Annotated in this window: 24 protein-coding genes; 14 read left to right on the plus strand and 10 right to left on the minus strand. The window is 69.2% G+C overall.

The features are described from left to right. The first annotated feature begins 67 nt into the window (after positions 1-67). From FHS97_RS01185 to rsmA, 3 genes are read left to right on the plus strand one after another with little or no spacing between them, the layout of a single operon-like run. Positions 68-1,420 (plus strand): peptidylprolyl isomerase, encoded by a 1,353-nt coding sequence (locus FHS97_RS01185; RefSeq protein WP_184032552.1) that lies wholly within the window; start codon positions 68-70, stop codon positions 1,418-1,420. Positions 1,421-1,430: 10 nt separating this feature from the next. Next, positions 1,431-2,429: a 4-hydroxythreonine-4-phosphate dehydrogenase PdxA gene (gene pdxA / locus FHS97_RS01190; protein WP_184032554.1), complete on the plus strand. Its 999-nt coding sequence runs from the start codon at positions 1,431-1,433 to the stop codon at positions 2,427-2,429. Then, complete coding sequence (gene rsmA, locus FHS97_RS01195; RefSeq protein ID WP_184032556.1) at positions 2,426-3,247, plus strand: 16S rRNA (adenine(1518)-N(6)/adenine(1519)-N(6))-dimethyltransferase RsmA; 822 nt, start codon at positions 2,426-2,428, stop codon at positions 3,245-3,247. The genes pdxA and rsmA overlap by 4 nt, the downstream gene beginning before the upstream one ends. Before the next feature lie 4 nt (positions 3,248-3,251). Here rsmA and FHS97_RS01200 read toward each other — a convergent pair whose 3' ends face one another. Together FHS97_RS01200 and FHS97_RS01205 are read right to left on the minus strand one after the other, a co-directional pair. After that, positions 3,252-3,776: a tetratricopeptide repeat protein gene (locus FHS97_RS01200; protein ID WP_184032558.1), complete on the minus strand. Its 525-nt coding sequence runs from the start codon at positions 3,774-3,776 to the stop codon at positions 3,252-3,254. A 33-nt stretch (positions 3,777-3,809) separates the two neighbouring features. Then, positions 3,810-4,961 carry an RsmB/NOP family class I SAM-dependent RNA methyltransferase gene (locus FHS97_RS01205; protein WP_184032560.1) on the minus strand — a complete coding sequence of 384 codons (1,152 nt, stop codon included), beginning with the start codon at positions 4,959-4,961 and terminating at the stop codon, positions 3,810-3,812. Positions 4,962-5,215: 254 nt separating this feature from the next. Here FHS97_RS01205 and FHS97_RS01210 point away from each other — a divergent pair, with 254 nt between their 5' ends. Continuing rightward, positions 5,216-5,398 (plus strand): hypothetical protein, encoded by a 183-nt coding sequence (locus FHS97_RS01210; RefSeq protein WP_184032562.1) that lies wholly within the window; start codon positions 5,216-5,218, stop codon positions 5,396-5,398. Between the two features lie 24 nt (positions 5,399-5,422). Here the strand turns inward: FHS97_RS01210 and guaB are convergent, their stop codons facing one another. After that, complete coding sequence (gene guaB, locus FHS97_RS01215) at positions 5,423-6,880, minus strand: IMP dehydrogenase (RefSeq protein ID WP_184032563.1); 1,458 nt, start codon at positions 6,878-6,880, stop codon at positions 5,423-5,425. A gap of 180 nt (positions 6,881-7,060) precedes the next feature. Beyond that, the gene (locus FHS97_RS01220) at positions 7,061-8,671 is read right to left on the minus strand and encodes a phosphoenolpyruvate carboxykinase (protein ID WP_184032565.1); all 1,611 of its coding nucleotides are present in this window, start codon (positions 8,669-8,671) and stop codon (positions 7,061-7,063) included. Between the two features lie 161 nt (positions 8,672-8,832). On the opposite strand from FHS97_RS01220, the gene FHS97_RS01225 reads away from it, so the two are divergent. Genes FHS97_RS01225 through FHS97_RS01260 form a run of 8 tightly spaced genes read left to right on the plus strand, consistent with a single transcriptional unit; the run spans position 8,833 to position 14,879 of the window. After that, a complete protein-coding gene (locus FHS97_RS01225; RefSeq protein ID WP_184032567.1) occupies positions 8,833-9,537 on the plus strand; it encodes a response regulator transcription factor in 705 nt (234 codons plus the stop codon). Beyond that, positions 9,506-11,071 carry a sensor histidine kinase gene (locus FHS97_RS01230; protein ID WP_184032569.1) on the plus strand — a complete coding sequence of 522 codons (1,566 nt, stop codon included), beginning with the start codon at positions 9,506-9,508 and terminating at the stop codon, positions 11,069-11,071. Before FHS97_RS01225 ends, FHS97_RS01230 begins: the two co-directional genes overlap by 32 nt. Next, the gene (locus FHS97_RS01235) at positions 11,068-11,499 is read left to right on the plus strand and encodes an HPr kinase/phosphorylase (protein WP_184032570.1); all 432 of its coding nucleotides are present in this window, start codon (positions 11,068-11,070) and stop codon (positions 11,497-11,499) included. The genes FHS97_RS01230 and FHS97_RS01235 overlap by 4 nt, the downstream gene beginning before the upstream one ends. Further along, a complete protein-coding gene (gene rapZ, locus FHS97_RS01240; protein WP_184032571.1) occupies positions 11,496-12,392 on the plus strand; it encodes an RNase adapter RapZ in 897 nt (298 codons plus the stop codon). Before FHS97_RS01235 ends, rapZ begins: the two co-directional genes overlap by 4 nt. A 29-nt stretch (positions 12,393-12,421) precedes the next feature. Continuing rightward, positions 12,422-12,829, plus strand: a complete 408-nt coding sequence (locus FHS97_RS01245) for a PTS sugar transporter subunit IIA (RefSeq protein ID WP_028965961.1) — start codon at positions 12,422-12,424, stop codon at positions 12,827-12,829. Continuing rightward, the gene (locus tag FHS97_RS01250) at positions 12,826-13,095 is read left to right on the plus strand and encodes an HPr family phosphocarrier protein (protein ID WP_184032572.1); all 270 of its coding nucleotides are present in this window, start codon (positions 12,826-12,828) and stop codon (positions 13,093-13,095) included. The genes FHS97_RS01245 and FHS97_RS01250 overlap by 4 nt, the downstream gene beginning before the upstream one ends. Before the next feature lie 19 nt (positions 13,096-13,114). Then, entirely contained in the window at positions 13,115-13,912 is a 798-nt protein-coding gene (locus tag FHS97_RS01255; RefSeq protein ID WP_184032573.1) for a TrmH family RNA methyltransferase, read from the plus strand. 52 nt (positions 13,913-13,964) lie between these two features. Further along, on the plus strand, positions 13,965-14,879 hold the full coding sequence (locus FHS97_RS01260; protein WP_184032574.1) for a hypothetical protein: 915 nt from the start codon (positions 13,965-13,967) through the stop codon (positions 14,877-14,879). 15 nt (positions 14,880-14,894) lie between these two features. Here FHS97_RS01260 and FHS97_RS01265 read toward each other — a convergent pair whose 3' ends face one another. The 3 genes from FHS97_RS01265 to recR all read right to left on the minus strand — a co-directional run bounded on the left by FHS97_RS01265 (position 14,895) and on the right by recR (position 17,498). Next, positions 14,895-16,274 (minus strand): DNA recombination protein RmuC, encoded by a 1,380-nt coding sequence (locus FHS97_RS01265; RefSeq protein ID WP_184032575.1) that lies wholly within the window; start codon positions 16,272-16,274, stop codon positions 14,895-14,897. A 65-nt stretch (positions 16,275-16,339) separates the two neighbouring features. Then, entirely contained in the window at positions 16,340-16,870 is a 531-nt protein-coding gene (gene def, locus FHS97_RS01270; protein ID WP_184032577.1) for a peptide deformylase, read from the minus strand. A gap of 31 nt (positions 16,871-16,901) precedes the next feature. Beyond that, a complete protein-coding gene (recR, locus tag FHS97_RS01275; RefSeq protein ID WP_184033018.1) occupies positions 16,902-17,498 on the minus strand; it encodes a recombination mediator RecR in 597 nt (198 codons plus the stop codon). 52 nt (positions 17,499-17,550) lie between these two features. Between recR and fmt the strand changes: the two genes are divergently transcribed. Beyond that, a complete protein-coding gene (gene fmt, locus FHS97_RS01280; protein WP_184032578.1) occupies positions 17,551-18,456 on the plus strand; it encodes a methionyl-tRNA formyltransferase in 906 nt (301 codons plus the stop codon). Further along, on the plus strand, positions 18,453-19,244 hold the full coding sequence (gene truA, locus FHS97_RS01285) for a tRNA pseudouridine(38-40) synthase TruA (protein WP_184032580.1): 792 nt from the start codon (positions 18,453-18,455) through the stop codon (positions 19,242-19,244). The genes fmt and truA overlap by 4 nt, the downstream gene beginning before the upstream one ends. Here the strand turns inward: truA and FHS97_RS01290 are convergent. The 3 genes from FHS97_RS01290 to ilvD all read right to left on the minus strand — a co-directional run bounded on the left by FHS97_RS01290 (position 19,184) and on the right by ilvD (position 23,627). Next, positions 19,184-20,362, minus strand: a complete 1,179-nt coding sequence (locus FHS97_RS01290) for a class I SAM-dependent RNA methyltransferase (protein ID WP_184032582.1) — start codon at positions 20,360-20,362, stop codon at positions 19,184-19,186. The two genes, truA and FHS97_RS01290, sit on opposite strands and share 61 nt — an antisense overlap. Further along, complete coding sequence (locus FHS97_RS01295; protein ID WP_184032584.1) at positions 20,359-21,732, minus strand: NAD(P)H-hydrate dehydratase; 1,374 nt, start codon at positions 21,730-21,732, stop codon at positions 20,359-20,361. The genes FHS97_RS01290 and FHS97_RS01295 overlap by 4 nt, the downstream gene beginning before the upstream one ends. A 173-nt stretch (positions 21,733-21,905) precedes the next feature. Further along, positions 21,906-23,627, minus strand: a complete 1,722-nt coding sequence (gene ilvD / locus FHS97_RS01300; RefSeq protein WP_184032586.1) for a dihydroxy-acid dehydratase — start codon at positions 23,625-23,627, stop codon at positions 21,906-21,908. Positions 23,628-23,676 lie beyond the last annotated feature (49 nt).

Here is a 23,676-nt window from a genome sequence, read left to right on the forward strand (position 1 = left end):
GTTGTTTTCCGGCACAAGCGCCGCGGCGGCGACAGGCGCACCTCATCGGGATTTCGAGACGGACGTGATGATGAAGACAAAGGGCGTGGCGCTGACCCGCCGGTTGCTGGGGACGATCGTGGCGCTCGGCGTGACGGGCGTCGCCCTCGCACAGGACGTTGAGACCGCCCGCGACACGACCGGGCTGAATCTGCCCAAGGATCTCCAGATCTTCGGCAAGGTCGATCCGAACGTCCGCAAGGCGACCGCAATCGTCAACGAGTCGATCATCACCGGCACCGATGTCGACCAGCGCGTCAATTTCATCGCCGCGGCGAACAACGCGAAGCTGAATGCCGAGGAGCGCGAGAAGCTGCAATTGCAGGTACTCCGCCAGCTGATCGACGAGACGCTGCAGATCCAGCAGGCGAAGGTTGCGGACATCACGGTGACGAAGGGCGAGATCGATCAGGCGTTCGCCGGGGTCGCGCGCAACCTTCAGAAGACCCCCGCGCAGCTCACCACTTGGCTGCGTGAACAGGGCTCGTCGGATCGCTCGCTGCGCCGCCAGATCGAGGGCGAGCTGGCGTGGAACCGCTATTTGAGCAAGCGCGTCGAGCCGTTCGTCAACGTCGGTGACGAAGAGGTGAAGGCGATCCTCGACCGGCTCGAGGCCGCGAAGGGCACCGAGGAATACCACCTCAACGAAATCTATCTCGCCGCGACGCCCGATCGCCAGCAGCAGGTGTTCGACAACAGCAAGCAGCTGATCGCCGAGATCAGCAAGGGCCAGGCGCCGTTCAGCTATTTTGCGCGCAACTTCTCCGAGGCGTCGACGCGTGGCGTGGGCGGCGATCTCGGCTGGGTGCGCGCCGCGCAGCTGCCGGGGCCGCTCGCCGAGACTGCGCAGACGATGCAGGTCGGGCAGGTCGCCGGGCCGGTCGCAACGCCGGGCGGGTTCTCGATCCTGTATCTGGTCGACAAGCGCCAGGTGCTGACCGCCGATCCGCGTGACGCGCGGCTCAGCCTCAAGCAGCTGACGATCAAGTTCCCGGCCGGGACGACACAGACGCAGGCGACGGCGCGCACCAGCGCGTTCGCCGAGGCGATCCAGAAGCTGCAAGGCTGCGGCTCGGTCGCGAAGGTCGCCGCGTCGCTGAACGCCGAGGTGGTCGACAATGACGCGATCCGCATCCGCGATCTGCCGGCGCCGTTGCAGGCGATCATGCTCAAGCTTCAGGTCGGTCAGGCGACGCCGCCGTTCGGCTCGCCGACCGAGGGTGTCCGCACGCTCGTGATGTGCGGGCGCGACGAGGCGCAGGGCGGGCAGTTGCCGGGCGCGCAGCAGATCCAGAACCAGCTCGAGCAGCAACGCGTCAACCTGCGCGCGCAACAGGCGTTGCGCGACCTGCGGCGCGACGCGGTCATCGAATATCGTTGAGGACACGCGCGTGACCGGGCCGATCGTCATATCGATGGGCGATCCCGCGGGGATCGGTCCCGAGACGATCGCCAAGGCATGGGACGCGCGCCGCGAGCGCGCGCTGCCGCCTTTCGTGGCCGTGGGCGATCGCCGCGCGATCGCGCGCGTCTGGAACGGTCCCGTCGCGGCAGTATCGGACTTGAACGCCGTACCGGAGGTGTTCGGCGAGGCCTTGCCGGTGCTGACCGTGCAGGACGCCGGCGAGATCGTTCCCGGCGTGCCCGATATCGACGGCGCGCGCTGCGCGGTGCGCGCGCTGGAACTGGCGACCGGGCTGGTGCGCTCGGGCGCGGGGCGCGCGCTGGTGACCGGGCCGGTTTCCAAGGCGCAGCTCTACCAGACCGGCTTCACCTATCCCGGCCAGACCGAATTCGTCGCGGAACGCTGTGGGATCGCGCGCGACAATGCGGTGATGATGCTGGCCGGTCCGGGGCTGCGCGTCGTGCCGATGACGACGCACGTGCCGCTTGCCGACGTGCCGGGCTTGCTGACGGTCGAGTTGATCCTCGCCAAGGCACGTGTGACCGCGCGCGCGATGACGCGCAACTTCGCCATCGAGCGGCCGCGGCTCGCCTTTGCCGGGCTCAACCCCCATGCCGGCGAGGACGGCGCGCTCGGGCGCGAGGAGATCGAGGTCATGCGTCCGGCGATCGAGCAGCTTCGTGACGAGGGCATCGACGTGCGCGGGCCGCTGGCCGCAGACACGATGTTCCATCCGCGCGCGCGGGCGCATTACGATGTTGCGCTCTGCCCGTATCACGATCAGGCGCTGGTACCGCTCAAAACCTTGTTCTTCGACGATGGCGTCAACATGACGCTGGGGCTGCCGATCGTGCGGACCTCGCCCGATCACGGCACTGCCTTCGGGATCGCCGGCCAGGGTGTGGCGCACCCCGGCGCGACGATCGCCGCGATCCTGATGGCGGACGAGGCCGCGACCTGTCGCGCACGCTGCGCCACGTCATGAGCCTTCCCGCGCTGCCGCCGCTGCGCGACGTGATCGTGCGGCATGGACTGTCGGCCTCCAAGGCGCTGGGGCAGAATTTCCTGTTCGACGCGCAATTGCTCGGGCGGATCGCGCGCATTCCCGGCGACCTGACCGACGCCGAGGTGCTGGAGATCGGCCCCGGCCCCGGTGGGCTGACGCGGGCGTTGCTGGCGCAGGGTGCGCGGGTGACCGCGATCGAACGCGACCGGCGCTGCATCCCGGCGCTGGCCGAACTGGAGGGGGCCTATCCGGGCAAGCTGCGCGTGATCGAGGGCGACGCAACCGCAATCGACGCCCGAACCTTGTTCGCGGGCGCGCCGCATATCGTCGCCAACCTGCCGTACAACGTGGGGACTGCGTTGCTGATCGGCTGGCTGTCCGCGGAATGGCGGCCGTGGTGGACATCGCTGACGTTGATGTTCCAGCGCGAGGTCGCGGAGCGGATCGTCGCGCCGGTCGGCGGCGACGCTTACGGGCGGCTGGCGGTGCTGGCGCAGTGGCGATCGACCGCGAAGATCGCGATGCCGGTACACCGCTCCGCCTTCACGCCGCCGCCCAAGGTGATGTCGGCGGTGGTACACCTGACACCGACCGCAGCGCCGGACGGTGTGGCGCTGGCGGCGCTGGAGCGGGTGACCGCCGCCGCGTTCGGGCAGCGGCGCAAGATGCTGCGCCAGTCGCTGCGCGGGGTGCCGGGCGCGCTTGAGGCGCTGGAGGCCGAGGGGATCGAGGCGACGCGGCGGGCGGAGACGGTGAGTGTCGCCGAGTTCGTCGCGATCGCCAGGCGCTTGAGCTAGCGCCTCAATCGTCCGAGGTCGGCGTCGTCCCGGTGGCGGCGGTGGTGGTGTTCGCACCGACCTGTGCGGTCGTGATCGGCGGGCCCTTGGCAATGACCGACGCGAGCGTCGTCGCCTGCGGGCAAGCGCCCTTGCACAGCGACCGGAGCTTGGCGAGGTTCTGCCGCGCGCGCTCGACCGCGCCCTTGGCGACCATCGCCTCGCCCTGCCCGGCCAAGGCATTGACGTCATTGGGTTCGAGCAGAAGCGCCTCGCGATAGAGGCGGATCGCCTTGCCCGGCAAACCGCGCGCTTCCGCTACCCCGGCCAAAGCGACGAACGCCTGACGGTTGCGCGGGTCAACCGTCACCGCGGTTTCGAGCAGATCGGTCGCGCCTTCCAGATTGCCCGCCGCGCGCGCCGCCTTGCCCTGTTGCAGCAAGGCCATGCTGCGCGCGTCGATCTGGTCGTCAGGCCGCTGCCCGTGGAGCGCGGTGGAGATCGACACCAGCGCCAGCGAGGCGGCCATGGCGATGGCGGTGAAACGCATGAACGGCTCCAGCTTCGACACGATCCGGCCCGGTTAGCATGGCGCCCGCAGCCGTGCGACGAAAAAACCGTCAGTGCCGTCATGCGCCGGGGTCAGGCGGGTGCCGGCGTGATGCGGACGGCCGAACGGCAAGGTGAGCGGCTCCGCCTGCCAGCCGGGATGCGCAGCGAGAAAGGCGTCGACCTGCGCCGGCCCTTCCCCGTCGAGCAGCGAACAGACGATGTAGACCAAAGCGCCATCGGGCTTCACCGCCCCGGCACCGATCGCCAGAACGTGGCGCTGGGTTTCGATCAGCCGGTCGAGCCGCGCCGGGGTCAGCCGCCAGCGCGCCTCCGGGTTGCGCCGCCACGTCCCGGTGCCCGAACACGGCGCGTCGATCAGCACCACGTCCGCCTGCACGTCCGCCAACGCTTCGACTTCGCGGTTGGGATCGAGCAGCCGCGTCTCGATGATCGTCGCCGCGGCCTTTTCGGCGCGCGGGGCGAGGCGCGACAGGCGGGCGCGGTCGACGTCGGAAGCGATGATCCGGCCCTCGTTCGCCATCTGCGCGGCCATCGCCAGGCTCTTGCCGCCCGCCCCCGCGCACAGATCGAGCACCGTCATGCCCGGCGCGACCGCTGCGGCGAGCGTCACCGCCTGGCTGCCGGCGTCCTGCACCTCGAGCGCGCCGGCGTGGGCGGCGACATCGCTGCCGGCAGGGAGCCGGCGGGCGAGCGGCAGACCGGAGATCGGCTCGGCTCCGGGCAGGTCGAGATCGGCGTGATCGGGGTGCAGGCGCACGTCGAGCGGGGCGCGGTCGATCAGCGCCGCTTGCTCTGCGTCGTCGATGCCGGCGGCGGCGAGCCGCTCGCTCAGCCAGCGCGGGTGCAGGCCCTCGACGGCCGGGACCTCGTCGCCGATCGGCGCAGGACCGTGGGTCGAGCCGTCGAACGTCGCGGCGAGCGCCGGATCGGTCGCGGCGAGCGCGAGCATCGCGACGCGTCCGTCGGCGGGGCGCTCGCCGAGCCGGCGAATCGCGGCATAGACCAGTTCGCGGACCGCGCGGCGGTCCTTGGAGCCGGCGTAGCGGCGTTGCGAGAAATAGCGGGAGATCAGCGTGTCAGCCGCCGCCCCGCCTTCGCGTGCGGCGATGACGATCGCGTCGAGGAGGTCGATCGCGGCTTGGGTGCGGGCGGCGGGGGTCATTGTTGCGCTTTCGGGATGGGAGGCGGAGCGGTGGTGGTGAGTGTCCGGTCGCGCTTCAGGGCGAATAGTGGATGGACGCGAATGTTGCGAATGTTGAGACGCTGGCGGGGTGGCGATGAGGCGCGTTCCCCACCTCGTTCGGCACCCCGGCGCAGACCGGCGTCCAGTTGGGAGGCGCTCTGTCGCTGCCAGAGTCGGTCCGTGATTGGGCCCCGGCGTGCGCCGGGCTGAGGGGTGGAGGGAGAACCGGCAGGATGACGGTCGACAACCTGTGCGATGTCGACCGCGTGGTCACCCGGCCAAGAAGAAGAAGCGGGACCCCGGCGTTCGCCGGGATGACGGATTTGGAGGCCGGGATGGAGCCTTTGCCCGGCAGTATCGGCCGGCAATCTTGCGCGAGCGTCATCGCCCGCTTCTGCCAGACCCGCGCCGCGTAGGACAGCGGCGCGGGTGTCGGTGCGTCAGCGGGTCGGATAGTTGGGCGCCTCGCGCGTGATCGTCACGTCATGGACGTGGCTTTCCTTGAGCCCCGCGCCGGTGATCTGGACGAACTGCGCGCGCGCCTGCAAGTCCTTGATCGTCGCCGAGCCGGTATAGCCCATCGCCGCCTTGATGCCGCCGACGAGCTGGTGGATCACATCGCGCGCCGGGCCCTTGTACGGCACCTGCCCTTCGATCCCTTCCGGCACCAGCTTGAGCTGGTCGCGAACCTCACCCTGAAAATAGCGGTCGGCCGAGCCGCGGCCCATCGCGCCGACACTGCCCATGCCGCGATAGGATTTGTACGCACGCCCCTGATACAGAAAGGTCTCTCCCGGCGCTTCCTCGGTCCCGGCGAGCAGCGAGCCGACCATGCAGGTCGAGGCACCTGCCGCCAGCGCCTTGGCGAGATCGCCCGAGGTGCGCAGCCCGCCATCGGCGATCACCGGCACGCCGGCCTTCGCCGCGGCCTCGGCGCAATCCATGACCGCGGTGAGCTGCGGCACGCCGACGCCCGCGACGACGCGGGTGGTGCAGATCGAGCCCGGGCCGATCCCGACCTTGATCCCGTCCGCGCCCGCATCGATCAGCGCGCGCGTCGCCTCGCCCGTCGCGACGTTGCCCGCGACGACCTGCACCGCGTTCGACAATTTCTTCACGCGCTCGACCGCGCGCGCGACCTCGCTGTTGTGGCCGTGCGCGGTGTCGATGACGATCAGGTCGCATTCGGCGTCGACCAGCGCCTCAGTGCGCCCGAAGCCCTTGTCGCCGACCGTGGTGGCGGCAGCGACGCGCAGACGGCCGGCGGCGTCCTTGGTCGCCTCAGGATACATCACCGCCTTTTCGATGTCCTTGACGGTGATGAGCCCGACGCAACGATAGGCATCGTCGACGACCAAAAGTTTCTCGATGCGGCGCTGGTGGAGCAGGCGGCGCGCCTCCTCCTTGGCGACGCCGGTCGAGACGGTGACGAGATTCTCGCGCGTCATCAGCTCGGCGACCGGCTGGTTGGGGTTCTCCGCGAAACGCACGTCGCGGTTGGTGAGGATGCCGACCAGCTTGCCGTCGCTCTCCACCACCGGGATGCCGCTGATGCGGTGCGCGGCCATCAGCGCCTGCGCCTGTGCCAGCGTCGCCTGCGGCGCGATCGTGATCGGGTTGACGACCATCCCGCTCTCGAAGCGCTTGACCTGCCGAACCGCCGCGACCTGTTCGTCGACGGTCAGGTTGCGGTGGAGCACGCCCATTCCGCCGAGTTGCGCCATGACGATCGCCATGTCGGCCTCGGTCACGGTGTCCATCGCCGAGGACAGCACGGGGATGTTGAGCGAAATGCCGCGCGTCACCTGCGTCCTCGTATCGGCCTCGCCGGGGAGCACGCTCGACTCCGCCGGCACGAGCAGGACGTCGTCGAAGGTAAGGCCGAGGCGGATGTTCATGGAACGCCGAATCCTGTGGGGTGAGGAAGTGGCGCGCCATGTAACCGCGATGCGGCAAAATCGCTAGGGGGGAGTGACCCGGCTCCCGAAGCGCTCGTCATTGCGAACGTAGCGAAGCAATCCAGGGCCACAGCCCGGACGCTCTGGATTGCTTCGCTACGCTCGCAACGACGGTTGGGTTCAGGCGTCGGCCTTCACCGCCTTGGGCGCGGCCTCGCGGACGCCCGCGTCGACATGCTCCGCGAATTGCGCGAAATTGTCGTTGAACAGGTCGACCAGCTTCGCCGCGGTCGCGTCATACTCAGCCTTGTCGACCCAGGTCCCGCGCGGGTCGAGGATCGCGGTGTCGACGCCGGGCACTGCCACCGGCACCTTGAACCCGAAGTTCGGATCGGTGCGAAACTCGGCGTCGTTCAGGCTGCCGTCGAGCGCAGCGTCGAGCAAGGCGCGGGTCGCCTTGATCGGCATCCGGTGGCCGGTGCCGTATTTGCCGCCGGTCCAGCCGGTGTTGACCAGCCAGCAATCGACCCCACCCTTGGCGATCCGCTCCTTGAGGAGATTGCCGTAGACCGACGGATGACGCGGCATGAACGGCGCGCCGAAGCAGGTCGAGAAGGTCGCATCGGGCTCGGTCACGCCGATCTCGGTCCCTGCGACGCGCGCGGTATAGCCCGACAGGAAGTGGTACATCGCCTGATCGGGGGTCAGCTTCGCGATCGGCGGCAAGATGCCATAGGCGTCGGCGGTCAGCATCACGATGCTGCGCGGGGTGCCGCCCATATTCTCCTTCGACGCATTCGGGATGAAGTCGATCGGATAGGCGCCGCGGCTGTTCTCGGCGAGGCTGTTGTCGTCGAGGTCGAGCTGGCGCGTCACCTCGTCCATCACGACGTTTTCGAGCACGGTGCCGAAACGCTTGGTGGTGGCGAAGATCTCCGGCTCGGCGTCCGCCGAGAGGCGGATCATCTTGGCGTAGCAGCCGCCCTCGAAATTGAACACTGCGTCGTCGGACCAGCCGTGCTCGTCGTCACCGATCAGCGTGCGCTTGGGATCGGCGGACAGCGTCGTCTTGCCGGTGCCCGACAGGCCGAAGAACACCGCGGTACGCCCGTCCGCGCCCATGTTCGCCGAGCAGTGCATCGGCATCACGCCGGTCGGCGGGAGCAGATAGTTGAGGATGCCGAACACCGACTTCTTCATCTCGCCGGCATAGCGCGTGCCGCCGATCAGGATCAGCTTCTCGGTCATGTTGACCGCGATCACCGTCTCGCTGCGGCAGCCGTGGCGCGCGGGATCGGCGCGGAAGCTGGGCAGGTCGATGATCGTGTAATCGGGGACGAAGCCCTTGAGGTCCTTCTCCTCGGGACGCACCAGCATCGTGCGGATGAACAGGTTATGCCACGCCAGCTCGTTGATGACGCGGACGCGAACGCGGTGCGACGGTTGCGAGCCGCCGTACAGGTCCTGCACGAACAGGTCGCTCTTGGCACCAAGCGCGGTGAGGAAATCGGCCTTGAGCGCGGCGAAATGCGCCGGGTCCATCGCCTTGTTCGACTTGCCCCACCAGACGGTCGATTCGGTTTCGGCATCGCGGACGATGAACTTGTCCTGCGCCGAGCGGCCGGTGTGCGCGCCGGTTTCCACCACCAGCGGGCCGTCGGCGGAGAGCTTGCCCTCGCTGCGCGCGACCGCGGCTTCGGTCAGGCGCGCGGTGACGAGGTTCCAGTGCAACGTGGCGCGGGTTTCGATGCCCTGCGTCTCCAGCCCGGCGTCGGGAATGCGATGGCTCAAGGGTCCGTCCTCCTATGTGCGCCCTTTGTCGGGCGCGTTCGATGGCGGCGAAATACGCCGGTCCGGCGCTCGCGTCAAACGTGTTAAACGCGCATCTGCTTGCCATTGAGCACCGCGCCGCTTTGGCTTACCCCATCCGGCGTGATGAACGGGACCAATCCATGACCGCCACGATCGCGCTGGTCGACGACGACCGAAATATCCTGACGTCGGTGTCGATCGCGTTGCAGGCCGAGGGGTTCATGACCCGGCTGTATTCGGACGGCGAAGCGGCGCTGAAGGCGCTGACCGACAATCCGCCCGATCTCGCGATCTTCGACATCAAGATGCCGAAGATGGACGGGCTGGAGCTGCTGCGGCGGCTGCGCGAGAAGAGCCGGTTGCCGGTGATCTTCCTGACCAGCAAGGACGACGAGCTCGACGAGGCGCTCGGGCTGGCGATGGGCGCGGACGATTATATCGCCAAGCCGTTCAGCCAGCGGCTGCTGATCGCGCGCATCCGCGCGATCCTGCGCCGTACCGAGCCGGCGCAGGCCGGCGCGGAGGGCGAGGCCGACACGCAGGGCCCGATCGAGCGCGGGCGGCTGGTGATGGATCCGGCGCGGCACCGCGTCACGTGGGACGGTAAGCCGGTTACGCTGACCGTCACCGAATTCCTGATCCTCGAGACGCTGGCGCAGCGCCCCGGCATCGTGAAGACCCGCAACCAGCTAATGGATGCGGCCTATCAGGACGACATCTACGTCGACGACCGCACCATCGACAGCCACATCAAACGCGTGCGCCGCAAGTTCCGCGAAGCCGACCCCGCCTTCGATTCGATCGAGACGCTGTATGGCGCCGGCTACCGCTTTTCGGAGGAGTGACGCCGCCGAGCAGGCGCGGGCGTGGTCGGGGAAGGTCTCGCTCACGCCGCGTATCCTGGCGGTCAACGTCCTCGCGCTGCTGCTGCTGGCGGGGGGGTTCTTCTATCTCGAGTCGTTCCGCAGCCGGATCCTCGACCAGCGCTCGACGCAGGCGGCGCGCGAGGTGCGGCTGATGACCGAGGCGCTGGCTCCGATTGGGCTGGACATGCGCGACGCGACGATCGCGCGGCTGGCGAAGGAGACCGGGACGCGCGTGCGGCTGTACGATCGCGGCGGCGCGCTGCTCGCCGATAGCCGCGCGCTGGGCGTCGGCAATTTTCGGCTCGACGATCCCGACGACGACCCACTGGCGCGGCGCAGCGCGCGCTGGCTCGACGCCGCGATCGACCGGATCGTCCGCGCCCCGCTCGCCCCCGGCTATCGCGAGCAGCGCGATGGGCGACGCTGGCCCGACGTGCGCGCGGTCTTCGCGGGCGCGGCGAGCGCGCAGACCTTGTGGCGCGCGCCCGATCGCACACCCGTCATCACCGCTGCCGCGCCGCTCGGACGCGGTCTCGCGTTGCTGACCGTGGTCAATGCGCGCGATGTCACCGAGCGGGTGCGCGCCGAGCGTTACCGGTTGAGCGTGGTCGTGCTGGTGGCGAGCGCGATCTCGATCGGGCTGTCGCTGTTCCTCGCGCGGACAATCGTGGTGCCGCTGCGCTCACTGGCGCGCGCGGCGGTGCGGGTTAGGCTGGGCCGCGCGCGCGAGGTGACGGTGCCCCGCCTGCCCGAACGGCGTGACGAGATCGGGATGCTGGCGCGCGCGCTGTCCGACATGACGCTGGCGCTGCGCGCGCGGATCGACGCGACCGAGGCGTTCGCGGCCGATGTGACGCATGAATTGAAGAACCCGCTCGCCTCGCTGCGCTCCGCCACCGATGCGCTCAGCCGCGTCGAGCAGCCGGAACTGCGCGCCAAGCTGCTCGCGATCGTCAACGACGACGTCCACCGGCTCGACCGACTGATCAGCGACATTTCCGAAGCCTCGCGGCTCGATGCGCAATTGAGCCGCGCGACCTTCGATCCGGTCGATGTCGCGGCGATGCTGGCGGCGATGGTCGCCGAGCGCGAGGCGCGCGGGCCGGCGCATGACGTGCGCCTGCGTTTCGATCCGCTCGACGACGATCTGGTCGTGGCGGGCGAAGGCGCGCGGCTGGAGCGCGTGTTCGCCAATCTGATCGACAATGCCATTTCCTTCTCGCCCGAGGGCGGCACCGTGACGATCGCGGCGCGGCGCGACCGCTCGATGCTGGAGGTCTGGGTCGAGGACGAGGGTCCCGGCGTCCCCGAGGAAGCGCGCGAGGCGATCTTCCGCCGTTTTCATTCGGTACGCCCGGCGCAGGAGACGTTCGGGCAGCATTCTGGGCTGGGGCTGGCGATCGCGCGGACGATCGTCGAGGCGCATCAGGGCGAAATCGGGGTCGAATCGCGCGAGGACCGGCTGAGCGGTGCGCGCTTCGTGGTGCGGCTGCCGCTGGCGGCGCGCGCGTGACCGCGACGATCCATGCGACCTGCGTCGCGATCGGCACGCGCGGCGTGTTGCTGACCGGGCCGTCGGGCGCGGGCAAAAGTGATCTGGCGATGCGACTGATCGATCGCGGGGCCGTTCTGGTGGCCGATGACTATACCGTGCTGTCACAAGAAGATGGCGTGCTGATCGCGCGCTCCCCCGCCACGATCGCCGGGCGGATGGAGGTGCGCGGGATCGGGATCGTCGCCCGCCCGGCCTGCGCGGCGGTGCCGGTCGCGCTGTCGGTGGTGCTCGCCAGCGAGGACGAGCGGATGCCCGAGCCGCGCACGGTCGTCCTTCACGGCGTGCGCGTTCCCGAGATCGTGATCGATCCGCGCTGGCCTTCCGCCCCGATCAAGGTCGAATGGGCGCTGGCCGAACAACCGCCTTTCGGAAAGGCCGAGCGATGAACGAAGTGCTGCTGGTAACCGGCATGGCCGGGGCCGGTGTCTCCACCGTGCTGAAGACGCTCGAGGATCTCGGCTGGGAGACGATCGACAACGTGCCCTTGTCGCTGTTGCCGCGCGTCGTCGCGCCGCCGGTCGATCCCGACGAGGCCCCCCGCCCGCTCGCGATCGGCTTCGGGACGCGGACGCGCAACTTCGATGCCGATACCGCGCTGCGCCGCTTCGAGGAGCTGCGCCAGCGCGGCGACAATGTCGGGCTGCTGTTCCTCGATTGCTCGGGCGAGGAACTGACGCGGCGCTTCGCCGAGACGCGCCGCCGGCATCCGCTCGCCGACGATCGTCCGGCGGTGGAAGGCATCCAGCGCGAGCGCCGCCTGCTCGCGCCGCTGCGCGAGCGTGCCAACCGGCTGATCGACACCACCACGTTCAAGGCCAATACGCTCGCGCAACAGGTGCGCGAGGCGTTCGCGCGCGACAGCGAGGTCGGCACGACGCTGACGATCGAATCGTTCGGCTTCGCCCGCGGCATCCCGGCCGGGATCGATATGGTGTTCGACATGCGCTTCCTGCGGAACCCGCATTGGGACCCGGCACTGCGTCCCCATACGGGACAGGAACCGGCGGTGGCGGCCTATATCGCCGCCGATCCGGCCTATGAGGAAGCGGTCGGCAGGATCGAGGAGCTGCTGCTGCTGTTGCTGCCACGATATCGCGCGGAAGGAAAACCTTACGTCACGGTCGCGTTCGGCTGTACGGGTGGCAAGCATCGCTCGGTCCATGTCGCCGAGCGCGTCGCTGGACGGTTGCGCGACGCGGGATTATGCCCCACCATCGTGCATCGGGACCTTGCGGCGGCCCCGCAGGATGCGCTCGAGGGACGCCCACACGGTCAATGAACGGATTGTCGAAGCAAATGTCGGGGCCAGTGATCGGTTTGGTGCTCGTCACCCACGGGCGGCTCGCCGATGAATTCGTGGTCGCGATGGAGCATGTCGTCGGCCCGCAGCGGCAGGTGCGCACCGTCGCGATCGGGCCGGAGGACGATATGGAGGCGCGCCGCGCCGATATCGCCGCGGCGATCGCCGAGGTCGACGAGGGCCGCGGCGTGATCGTGCTGACCGACCTGTTCGGGGGCACGCCATCCAATCTCGCGATCTCGCTGATGGAGCGCGGGCGCGTCGAGGTGATTGCGGGGATCAACCTGCCGATGCTGATCCGGCTGGAGTCGGCGCGCAAGGCGATGACCGTCGTTGCGGCGGTCGCTGCCGCGCGCGAGGCGGGGCGGAAGTATATCTCGGTGGCGTCCGAGGTGCTCGGCGAGGCCGCGGCATGACGGTGTCGCGCACCGTCGAGGTCACCAATCGCCGCGGGTTGCACGCGCGCGCCAGCGCCAAGTTCGTGACGCTCGCCAGCGGCCAGCCCGCGCCGGTGAAGGTCGCCAAGGGCGATTCGGAGGTGATCGGGACGTCGATCATGGGACTGATGATGCTCGGCGCCGCAAAGGGCGATCATATCACCATTTCCGCCGATGGCGCCGAGGCTGAGGGCGTGGTCGCGACGATGTGCGCGCTGGTCGAGGGCAAGTTCGGCGAGGATTGATCCTCAGCCCGGTCTTCTTATGCCCAAGGTCATTACCTCCTTTTCCAACCCGCTGGTCAAGCGCGTGCAGGCGTTGCGCGACAAGCGGCATCGCCGCGAGGAAGGGCTGTTCCTCGCCGAGGGACTGCGCATCCTGACCGAAGCGCTGGAGACCGGGCGCATCCCGCGCATCCTGTTCTTCGCGGCGGCGAGCGCGGGGCATCCGCTGGTGCGCGCGTTGATCGACGCGGTCGAGGCGGATTATGGCGAGGCGGTCGAGACGACGCCCGACATCCTCTCGAAATTGTCGGGCAAGGACAATCCGCAGGCGGTGGTCGGCGTGTTCGACACGTTCGAGACGGTGCTCGCCGACCTCGACCGCAGTGCTGCGCCGATCTGGCTGGTCGCCGAGCGGCTGCGCGATCCGGGCAATCTGGGGACGATCCTGCGCACCGGCGATGCGGTCGGCGCGGGGGCGTTGATCCTCGTCGACGAGTGCGTCGATCCCTTCTCGACCGAGGCGGTGCGCGCGAGCATGGGGGCGCTGTTCACCGTGCCAATCGTGCGGGTGATCTGGCCGGAGTTCCTGACGTGGCTACGCGAGGGGCCGGGGCAGCTGGTCGGGCTGAGCCTGCAGACCGACAATGGCTATCGCGATGCGCCTTATGCCGCGCCGACGTTCCTGCTGACCGGCAACGAGGCGCAAGGGCTGCCCGAGGAATATGAGGCGGAGTGCGACCTGCTGGTGAAGATGCCGATGCTGGGCAAGGCGGACAGCCTGAACGCCGCGGTCGCGACGGCGGTGATGGCCTATGAGGTGCTCGCGCGGCATTGGTGAGGGAGCGATCGTTCAGCTTACGTAACGATCGCGACTGCGATACAATCGGCCGATGTCGATTTTGCCTCTCCTGCTGCTTACTCTCGCTCCCGCCGGAGCGAAGGTCGTCGTCAATGCGACTGAGAAGGCCGACGTCCGTTCCCCGATGCCGCCGGGCTGGGACGAGGTCGACGGCCTGCATCCGCGCTATGTGGTGTTTGGGGAACTACATGGAACACGCGAGGCGCCTGCGTTCGTGGCGCAGGTCGTCTGTGCGTTGGCGGCGCGGGGCAAACGGGTATTGCTCGCTGTTGAACATCCCGCAACAGAAGATGAGGCATTGCGCAAGGCCTGGAATTTGCCCGAGAGGCGCTTCGCCAACGCCTTGTTCCGAACCGCGTGGACGTTCTCCAACGATGGTCGTGACAGTCGGGCGATGTTCGACATGATCGTGCGGCTCCAACGACTTAAGACACGGGGTGCGGCGATTTCGATCACGAGTTTCAATGGAATGCGTGACGAGGCGCAGGAGGCGCGCTGGGCACACCTCCCGTCGCAAGGACCACACGAAGCCGCTCAGGCCGAAAACATCCGCATCGCCGAGGCGCGCGGGACGTATGATCTCGTCATTGTTTTGGCGGGCAACTTCCATGCCAGTCGTCTCGCGCTCGACCGGGGGGCTGGGCGACTTGACACGATGGCCAATCATCTCGCGCGATCCGGGCTGACGATCAGCCTAAATATGCGGTCATCTGGTGGAACCGCATGGAATTGCTCGACGAAGCCCGATGTTCATTACGAAGTCGGACGTCCGCTGCCGCCCGATGCCCTTGAATGCGCCGATTTCCCCTATCGTGATCGCCCAGATCTACACCGGCCGCGCTACATCCACATCGGTGCCTTGCCGGGCGAGAAAGTAACGCCAGACTTCGACGGCTTCTTCTGGCTGGGAGAAACGTCGGGCTCTGCGCCGAAAAAGAAGCAATAGCGCTGCCCTCTTCCGCTATTCCGCCGCATCCTCGACCGCGACCAGCTTGGTCAGCGGGCGCGCGGCCTGTTCGCCGACCGGCAACGTGTCGATCGTCTTGTTGCCGGTGTCGATGTTGAGCGACTCGAAGCGCCGCGCGCTGGTCAGCACCTGACTTTCGAGGCTGCCGACGAAGCTGTTGTACGCGCCCATCGCGGTGTCGAGGTTCTTGCCGAGCCGCGCGACATGCCCGCCCATCACCGCGAGCCGCTGATAGAGTTCCTTGCCGAGCGCGCCGATCTCCTGCGCCTCGCGCGCCAGCTTTTCCTGCCGCCACACCGCCGAGACGGTGCGCGCGATCGCGATCAGGTTGGTCGGGGTGGCGAGCAGCACGCGGCGCTCGAAGGCATAATCCCACAGTCCCGCATCATGTTCGAGCGCCGCGGACAGGAAATGCTCGCCGGGGACGAACATCACGACATATTCGGGTGCGTCGTCGAACTGCGTCCAATAGGCCTTGGCGCCCAGCGCGTTGACGTGCGCGCGCATCGAGGCGGCGTGCGCGGCGAGCCCCAGCTGCCGCTCGGCCTCGTCGACCGCGCCGAACGCGTCCTGATAGGCGTTGAGCGACACCTTGGCATCGACGATCAGCGACTTGCCACCCGGCACGCGGACGATCGCATCTGGGCGCAGCCGCGCGCCTTCGTCGCCGGTGACGCTCACCTCCATGCGGAAATCGGTGTGCTCGGCGAGCCCGCACGATTCGAGGACGTTGCGGAGCTGCTGCTCGCCCCAGCGCCCGCGCGCCTTGGGAGCGTTGCGGAGCGCGTTGACCAGCTTGGCGGCCTCGCCGGAGACGCGTTCCTGCCCGACGCGCATCGCCTCGATCTGGCCGCGCAGCTCGCCGAATGCGTCGCGGCGCTCGGCCTCGATCTTGGCGACGCCTTCCTCGTAGCGGAGCAGGCGGTCGTTGACCGGCTGGAGCAGCGCACGCAGCCCCTGCCCCGATTGCTCCTCGGCCTGGCGGAAACGCGCCTCGGCGCGCTCGAGGAATTGCTTCTGCGCATCGCCGAGCGCGTTCTGCGCGACCTCGCGGAAGCGCAGGCTCATCTCGTCGGCGGCAGCGCGGAGATCGGCGATCCGCTGTTCGGCGGCGCGGCCTTCGGCCTCCAGCCGCGACACCTGCAAGCGCGCGGCCTCGCGCTCGTCGCGCGCCTGCGCCAGCTCGGTGCGGAGCGTCCCGGCGGCGCGCGCGCGTTCCTCGGCACCGGCGAGATCGGTAATGGCGCGCTTGAACTGCTCGACCTGGGCGTCGCGCTCCTGCCGAAAGCCGGCCGCTTCGCGCTTGCCGGCGAGCCAGCCGAGCAGGGCACCGAGCGCGAGGGCGATCAGGGCGACGAGGACGTATTCGATCATGCCCGGAACATAGATCGAACGAGGCAGCGGCGACAACCGTTAATTGCCGCCCGCCCGGCTCCGGATCAGCCGCGGCGAAGCTTGTCGAGCTTCTTGAGCAGCATCCCGCGCTTCAGCCGCGAGATGTGATCGATGAACAGCACGCCGTTCAAATGATCGATCTCATGCTGCATACATGTCGACATCAGCCCGTCGAACTCGGCCTCCTGCGTCGCGCCGGTGGTGTCGAGCCACTTGACCCGGCAGCGCGTCGGGCGCGTGACCTCGGCATATTGCTCAGGAATCGACAGACAGCCTTCGTTGTAGCTGGAGGTTTCCTCGCTAAGCCACGAGAGTTCGGGATTGATGAACGCGCGCGGATCACGTGCCGCCTCGCGCGGCTCGCCTTCTTCCAGCTCGCGCTCCTGCAGGTCGATGACGACGATCCGCTGCATGATGCCGACCTGCACCGCCGCCAGCCCGATGCCATGCGCATCGTACATGGTCTCGAACATATCGGCGACGGTCGCGCGGACGGCGTCGTTCACTTCCGCAACGGGTTCTGCGGTTTCGCGCAGGCGCGCGTCGGGGACTTCTACGATCGGGAGAATGGCCATGGCGCGGGGCTAGAAGCGCGTCGCCGGCCCGTCAAGCGACCGGGCGGCGCGCGCGCAGCGCCTGCGCGAGCGTACCCTCGTCGAGATAGTCGAGCTCGCCGCCGACCGGCAGACCGTGCGCGAGCTGCGTGAGCCGGACCGGATAGCGCTCCAGCCGCTCGGCCAGATAATGCGCGGTGGTCTGGCCCTCGAGCGTGGCGTTCATCGCCAGCACCACCTCATCGACCGCGCCATCGGCGACCCGCGCGATCAATCCCTCGATCGCGAGATCCTCGGGGCGAACGCCCTCCAGCGCCGACAGCCGCCCGCCCAGCACATGGAAACGGCCGGGGAACAGCCTGCCGCGCTCTAGCGCCCACAAGTCGCTGACATCCTCGACCACGCACAGGCTGCGCGGATCGCGGCGCGGATCGGCGCAGATCTGGCACGGGTCGCTGGTGTCGACATTGCCGCAAATCCCGCAGGTTGCGAGCCGTTCTTCCACCGCTGTCAGTGCCGCGCGCAACGGCGCGAGCGACGCCTCGCGGCGCTTGAGCAGATGGAGCACCGCGCGCCGCGCCGAGCGCGGGCCGAAACCGGGGAGCCGCGCCAGCGCGCTCGTCAGCGCCTCGATCTCGGGGGATGCCATGCGGAACAGATAGGGGGTTGCGTGTCGCGCCGCCAGCGTGTCGAGAGGAGCGATGCGGATCATCTTCATGGGAACCCCGGCGTTCGCGGTGCCGACGCTGGAGGCGCTGGTGGCGGACGGGCACGCGGTGGTGGCGGCATACAGCCAGCCGCCGCGGCCGGGCGGGCGGCGCGGCCGCGAGCTGGTGCGCTCGCCGGTGCACGTCCGGGCGGAGGAACTGGGCGTGCCGGTGCTGACGCCGGTGACCCTGCGCGACGCCGAGGCGCAGGCGGCGTTCGCGGCGCACGACGCCGATGTCACGGTCGTCGCGGCTTATGGGCTGATCTTACCACGGGCGGTGCTGGAAGCGCCGCGGTTGGGATGCCTCAACGTCCATGGCTCGCTGCTGCCACGCTGGCGCGGCGCGGCCCCGGTGCAACGGGCGATCCTCGCCGGCGATGCCGAGACCGGAGTCGGGATCATGCAGATGGAGGCGGGGCTGGATACCGGGCCGGTGCGGCTGGAGGGGCGAACCTCGATCGATGGCAAGAACGCCGGACAATTGACCGACGAACTTGCGCTCATGGGTGCGCGGTTGATGGTGGAGGTGTTGCGCGACCCTGACGCCTACCCGCCCGTCGCGCAGCCGGCGGCAGGCATCACCTATGCCGAGAAGATCCGCAAGGACGAGGCGCGGATCGACTTTGGCGGCGACGCCGCGCAGGTCGCGCGGCAGGTCGCGGCGTTTTGTCCGGTGCCCGGCGCTTTCTTCGAGCATCAGGGCGAACGGGTGAAGGTGCTCGAAGCCGAGCTGGCGGAGCGGGAGGGGCTTCCAGGCGAGGTGCTCGACGACACGCTGACGATCGCGTGCGGCAGCGGGGCGATCCGCCCGACGCGGGTGCAGCGCGCCGGACGCGGGGTGATGAGCGTGGCGGAGTTGTTGCGCGGCTTCACGATCCCGGTCGGCACGCGGCTGTGACGCGTTTTGCGCTGACCGTCGAGTTCGATGGCCGGCCGTTCATGGGCTGGCAGCGGCAGGCCCATGGGCCGAGCGTGCAGCAGGCGATCGAGGAAGCGGCGCTGGCGGTGACCGGCGAGCAGGTCGTGGTGCATTGCGCGGGGCGCACCGATGCCGGGGTCCACGGACTGGGGATGCGCGCGCATCTGGACATCGCCAAGCCGATCGGTGCGTTTCGCCTGAGCGAAGCGCTCAACGCGCGGCTGCGGCCAGCGCCAGTCGCGATCCTCGATTGCATCGAAGTGCCGGAAGATTTTCATGCACGTTTCTCGTGCCTTGCACGGTCTTATGAATATCGGATCGTAAACCGCCGTTCGCCGTTGACGTTCGAGAAGGGGCTGGCTTGGCAGATTCCACAGCCGCTCGACGCCGCGGCGATGCACGCGGGCGCGCAGCGGCTGGTCGGCGCGCATGATTTCACCACCTTCCGCTCGGCGCATTGCCAGGCGGCGAGCCCGCTCAAGTCGATCGACTGGTTCGAGGTGGTGCGCGATGGCGAGCGGGTGATCGCGCGGGTCGAGGCGCGGTCGTTCCTCCACCATCAGGTGCGCTCGATGATCGGCTGCCTCGCGCTGGTCGGGATGGGCCGGTGGTCGGTAGACGATCTTGACGACGCGTTGCGCGCCGCCGATCGCGAGCGGCTCGGACTCAACGCGCCGCCCGACGGGCTGTTCTTCGTGAGAGCGCTCTACGCTGGCGACCGGCTGAAGCGCGACGCCAGCTCGACGTGCGTCGACCAGCGGAACTGACCGACCGGCTGCACCCAGTCGAGCGTATAGCCGGCTTTGCACAATTCCTGCGCATCACGTGCGAAGCTGCTGGGATTGCAAGAGATATAGCCGATCGTCGCGATCTTTGACGCGGCGAGCTGCACCACCTGCTCGCGTGCCCCGGCGCGCGGCGGGTCGAGGACGATCGCGTCGAAGCGGTCGAGTTCGGCGGTGGTCAGCGGGCGGCGGAACAGGTCGCGATGCTCGGTGAACAGCGGCCGCTGCGCCCGCCCGGCCGCGGCCTTGAGCGCCATGATCGCGTCGCGTGCACCTTCCGCGGCATAGACGCGCGCGTCGAGCGACAGCGCGAAGGTACCGAGCCCGGCGAACAGATCAGCGACGATCCGCGCGCCCTGCACCGCCTCGCGCGCCGCCGCGACCAGCGCCGCCTCGCCTTCGACGGTCGCTTGCAGGAATGCGCCGGGCGGCAGCGGCACCGCGACGCCGCCGAGCGCGATCGTTACCGGCTCCGGCTCCCAACGCACCTCCGGCCCCATGCCATCGTCGAACGCGACGCGCGCGACGCCGTTCGCCTGCGCGAAGGCAGTGAGTGCATCGTGATGCGCGAGCCCCTCCGGCGCGACGCCCTTCACCAGCACGTCGACTCCCTGATCGGCGAGCGTCAGATGAACGTCGAGCCGGCGCTTCGCCTTGAAGGTCGGGAGCAGGCGCTTGAGCGGGCGGACCAAAGCGAACAGTTCGGGCGCCAGCACATGGCATTCGTGGAGATCGACGATCTGGTGGCTGCGCTCGGCGGTGAAGCCGATCCGGCCCGACGGCTCGACATGCAGTGCGGCGCGGCGGCGCGTGCGCGGCGGCGAGAGCGCGGGCGCGCGGATCGGGGCGCGCACGCCCTGCGCGTCGAGTGCGCCGGCGATGCGATCGGTGATGAACGCCGACCAGCTTGCGTCGTCGAGATGCTGGAGCTGGCAGCCGCCGCATTCGGGATAATGGCGGCACGGGGGAATGATGCGGTGCGGGCCGGGAACGATCGCGCCGTCCTCGGTCAGCGTGTCGCCGGGGGCGGCGAGCGCGACATGACGGCCGTCGTCGGCGATGCCTTCGCCGCGCGCGGCGACGCGGACGATCACGCTCATGCGCGGGCTCCGGCGAGCGCGACGGCGAGATCGTCGGCGATGAACGCGGGACCAAGCCGTCGCGCGGCCTCGCCATGCAACCAGACGCCCGCCGCAGCGGCGTCGAGCGCGCGGCGGCCACCGGCGAGCAGCGCGGCGATCGCGCCGGCCAACACGTCGCCGCTGCCGGCGGTCGAGAGCCAGGAGTTCGCCTCCCCGGCGATGATCGCGTGGCCGTCGGGGGCGGCGATGACGGTGTCGGGGCCCTTGAAGACGATCGTCGCCTGCGCGCGGACGGCGGCATCGCGCGCGGCGGCGAGCTTGCTGCCGGCCGGCGCGCCGAACAGCGCGGCGAACTCGCCGGCGTGCGGGGTCAGGATCAGCGGGGCGTGTCGATCGCAGAGTCGTTCGGGGGTGACGAGGTGGAGCGCGTCACCGTCGACGACCAGCGGGTGGTCGGTGGCGAGCGCCTGTTCGAGCGATGCGCAGGCGTCGTCGTCGCGGCCGAGCCCGGGGCCGATGAGCAGCGCACCGATCCGCGGGTCGGCGAGCGCCTCCGCATCGAGGCGGCGGCGGACCAGCGCGTGCGGCGCGGAAGGGATCGTCGCGCCGAGCAAGGTGACATAGCCGGCCCCGGCATGCATCGCCGCGCTGGCGGCGAGCTGCGCCGCGCCCGCCATCCGCCCGCGCACCACCGCGACCATCCCGCGCGTGAACTTGTGCGCGTCGACCGGCGGGGCGGTTAAGTCGGGGCGCGCGAGGATCTGCGTCGCGCTGTCGGTCGGGATGCCGATCGGGATTACGCGCACCGTACCGCAGCGCGCGGCGGCGGGCTGGAGCAGATGCGCCGGCTTGGCCGCGCCGAGCGCGAGCGTGACATGGAACGCGGGCACTTCGCCGAAGACGGTGCCGTCGTCGGTCGCCACCCCGCTCGGCACATCGACGGCGATGGTGAGATTTGCCTGCCTTGCCAGACGGCCGAGCGCTGCCCCTGTCTCGGCGTCGAGCGCGCGCGACAGGCCGGTGCCGAACAGCGCGTCGACCAGTACCGGTGCGGGCGCTGCGGTGGCGAGCGGCTCGACCGCGCCGGTCCACAAGGCGCGCGCGGCGATCGCGGCGGGGGTGCGGGGTTCTCCTGAAGCGGCGACGCGCACCGAGCGCCCGGCGGCATGAAGTCGGGCCGCAGCGACATAGCCGTCACCGCCGTTGTTGCCGGGGCCGCACAGGATCAGCACGTCATTGACGCCCGCCAGCCGCCGGACCGCGTCGGCGACCCCTGCCCCGGCGCGCTGCATCAGCGTGTCGACACTGGTGCCGGCGGCGATGGCGGCATCTTCCGCCGCGCGCATCTCGGCGGCGGTGAGCACGGGGGTTCCGGCGATCGGGATCATCCCCGCCGCCTACCCGCTGCAAGCGGCGGCGTGAAGTGGTTCGTTTGGAGCGGCAAGCCAGTTCAAACGATCGCCGCTCTTGGATTAGCCGTCATTGCGAGCGGAGCGGATCAATCCAGTGTGCCGCGCGACCTCCTGGATTGCTTCGCTCCGCTCGCAATGACGAACGTGCCTCAGATGTCCGCGAAGACGTGCCGCTCAGCCTTGGCGCCGGGGTGCGTCACCGCGCCCTTGTACGCCGGGCCGACGTTCTGGGCGTAGCGCCACAGGGCCCCCGCACCATAATCGTTCTGGCGCGCCTGCCAGCGGGTGCGACGCTCGGCGAGCACGCCCTCGTCGACCAGCAGGTCGATCGTGCCGGCCTCGGCGTCGATGCGGATCGGGTCACCGTCCTCGACCAGCGCGATCGGGCCGCCGTCGGCCGCCTCCGGCCCGACATGGCCGATGCAGAAGCCGCGCGTGCCGCCCGAGAAGCGCCCGTCGGTGATGAGCGCGACCTTCTCGCCCATGCCGAGCCCGTAGAGCGCAGCGGTGGTGGAGAGCATTTCGCGCATCCCTGGCCCGCCCTTCGGGCCTTCGTAGCGGATGATGATCACCTCGCCCTCGTTAATCTGCCGGGCCTCGACCGCGGCGAAGGCATCCTCCTCGCAATCGAAGCAGCGCGCCGGTCCCTCGAACTGCAGGCGGTGCATGCCGGCGACCTTGACGATCGCGCCATCGGGGGCGAGCGAGCCGCGCAACCCGACGACGCCGCCGGTCGGGGTGATCGGGGTGGCAACGTCGTAGATGACCTTCTGGTCGGGGTTCCACGTCACTTCGTCGATGTTCTCGCCGAGCGTCTTGCCGGTCACGGTCAGGCACTCACCGTCGAGCAGCCCACCACCCAGCATCGTCTTCATCAGCATGTACACGCCACCGGCCTCGTACATGTCTTTGGCGACATACTTGCCGCCCGGCTTGAGATCGGCGATGTAAGGCGTTGATTTAAAAGCCTCGGCCACATCGAACAGGTCGAAGTCGATCCCGGCCTCGCTCGCCATCGCGGGCAGGTGGAGCGCGGCGTTGGTCGAGCCGCCGGTCGCCGCCACGACACGCGCGGCGTTGATGAACGCGCTGCGCGTGCAGATGTCGCGCGGACGCAGGTTGCGCGCGACCAGCTCCATGACCTGCGCGCCTGCCGCGACCGCGATCTGCTCGCGCGTGGTGAACGGCGCGGGGACCATGTTGCTGTTGGGGAGCGACAGACCGATCGCCTCGCCGACGCAGGCCATCGTATTGGCGGTGAACTGTCCGCCGCACGCGCCGTGCCCGGGGCACGCGACCTTCTCCAGCTCGTGCACCTCGGACAGCGGGCAGGCGCCGGCCGCATATTTGCCGACCACCTCGAACACGTCGACGACGGTCACGTCGCGGTCGTGGAAGCGGCCAGGGAGGATCGAGCCGCCATAGACGAAGATCGACGGCACGTTGAGCCGCAGCATCGCCATCATCATGCCGGGCAGCGACTTGTCGCAGCCCGCAAAGCCGACCAGCGCGTCATAGCAATGGCCGCGCACCGACAGCTCGACCGAATCGGCGATCACCTCGCGGCTGACCAGCGAGGATTTCATCCCCTGGTGGCCCATCGCGATGCCGTCGGTGACGGTGATCGTGTTGAAGCGGCGCGGCATCCCGCCGCCCTGCTCGACCCCGCGCCGCGCCGCATCGGCCTGCGCGTTGAGCGTGGTGTTGCACGGCGCGCTATCGTTGCCGGCGGAGGCGAGCGCGACGAACGGGCGCGCGATTTCCTCCTCGGTGAGCCCCATCGCATAATAATAGCTGCGGTGTGGCGCGCGTTCGGGGCCGACCGACACGTGGCGGCTCGGCAGGCGGGACTTGTCGAAGGTATGGGTCATGATGCGCACGCCTATGTCGCCGAAGGCAGGCGTTGCGCAAGTATAATGC

The organism is Sphingomonas endophytica (genome assembly GCF_014199415.1).
Classification (GTDB): domain Bacteria; phylum Pseudomonadota; class Alphaproteobacteria; order Sphingomonadales; family Sphingomonadaceae; genus Sphingomonas; species Sphingomonas endophytica.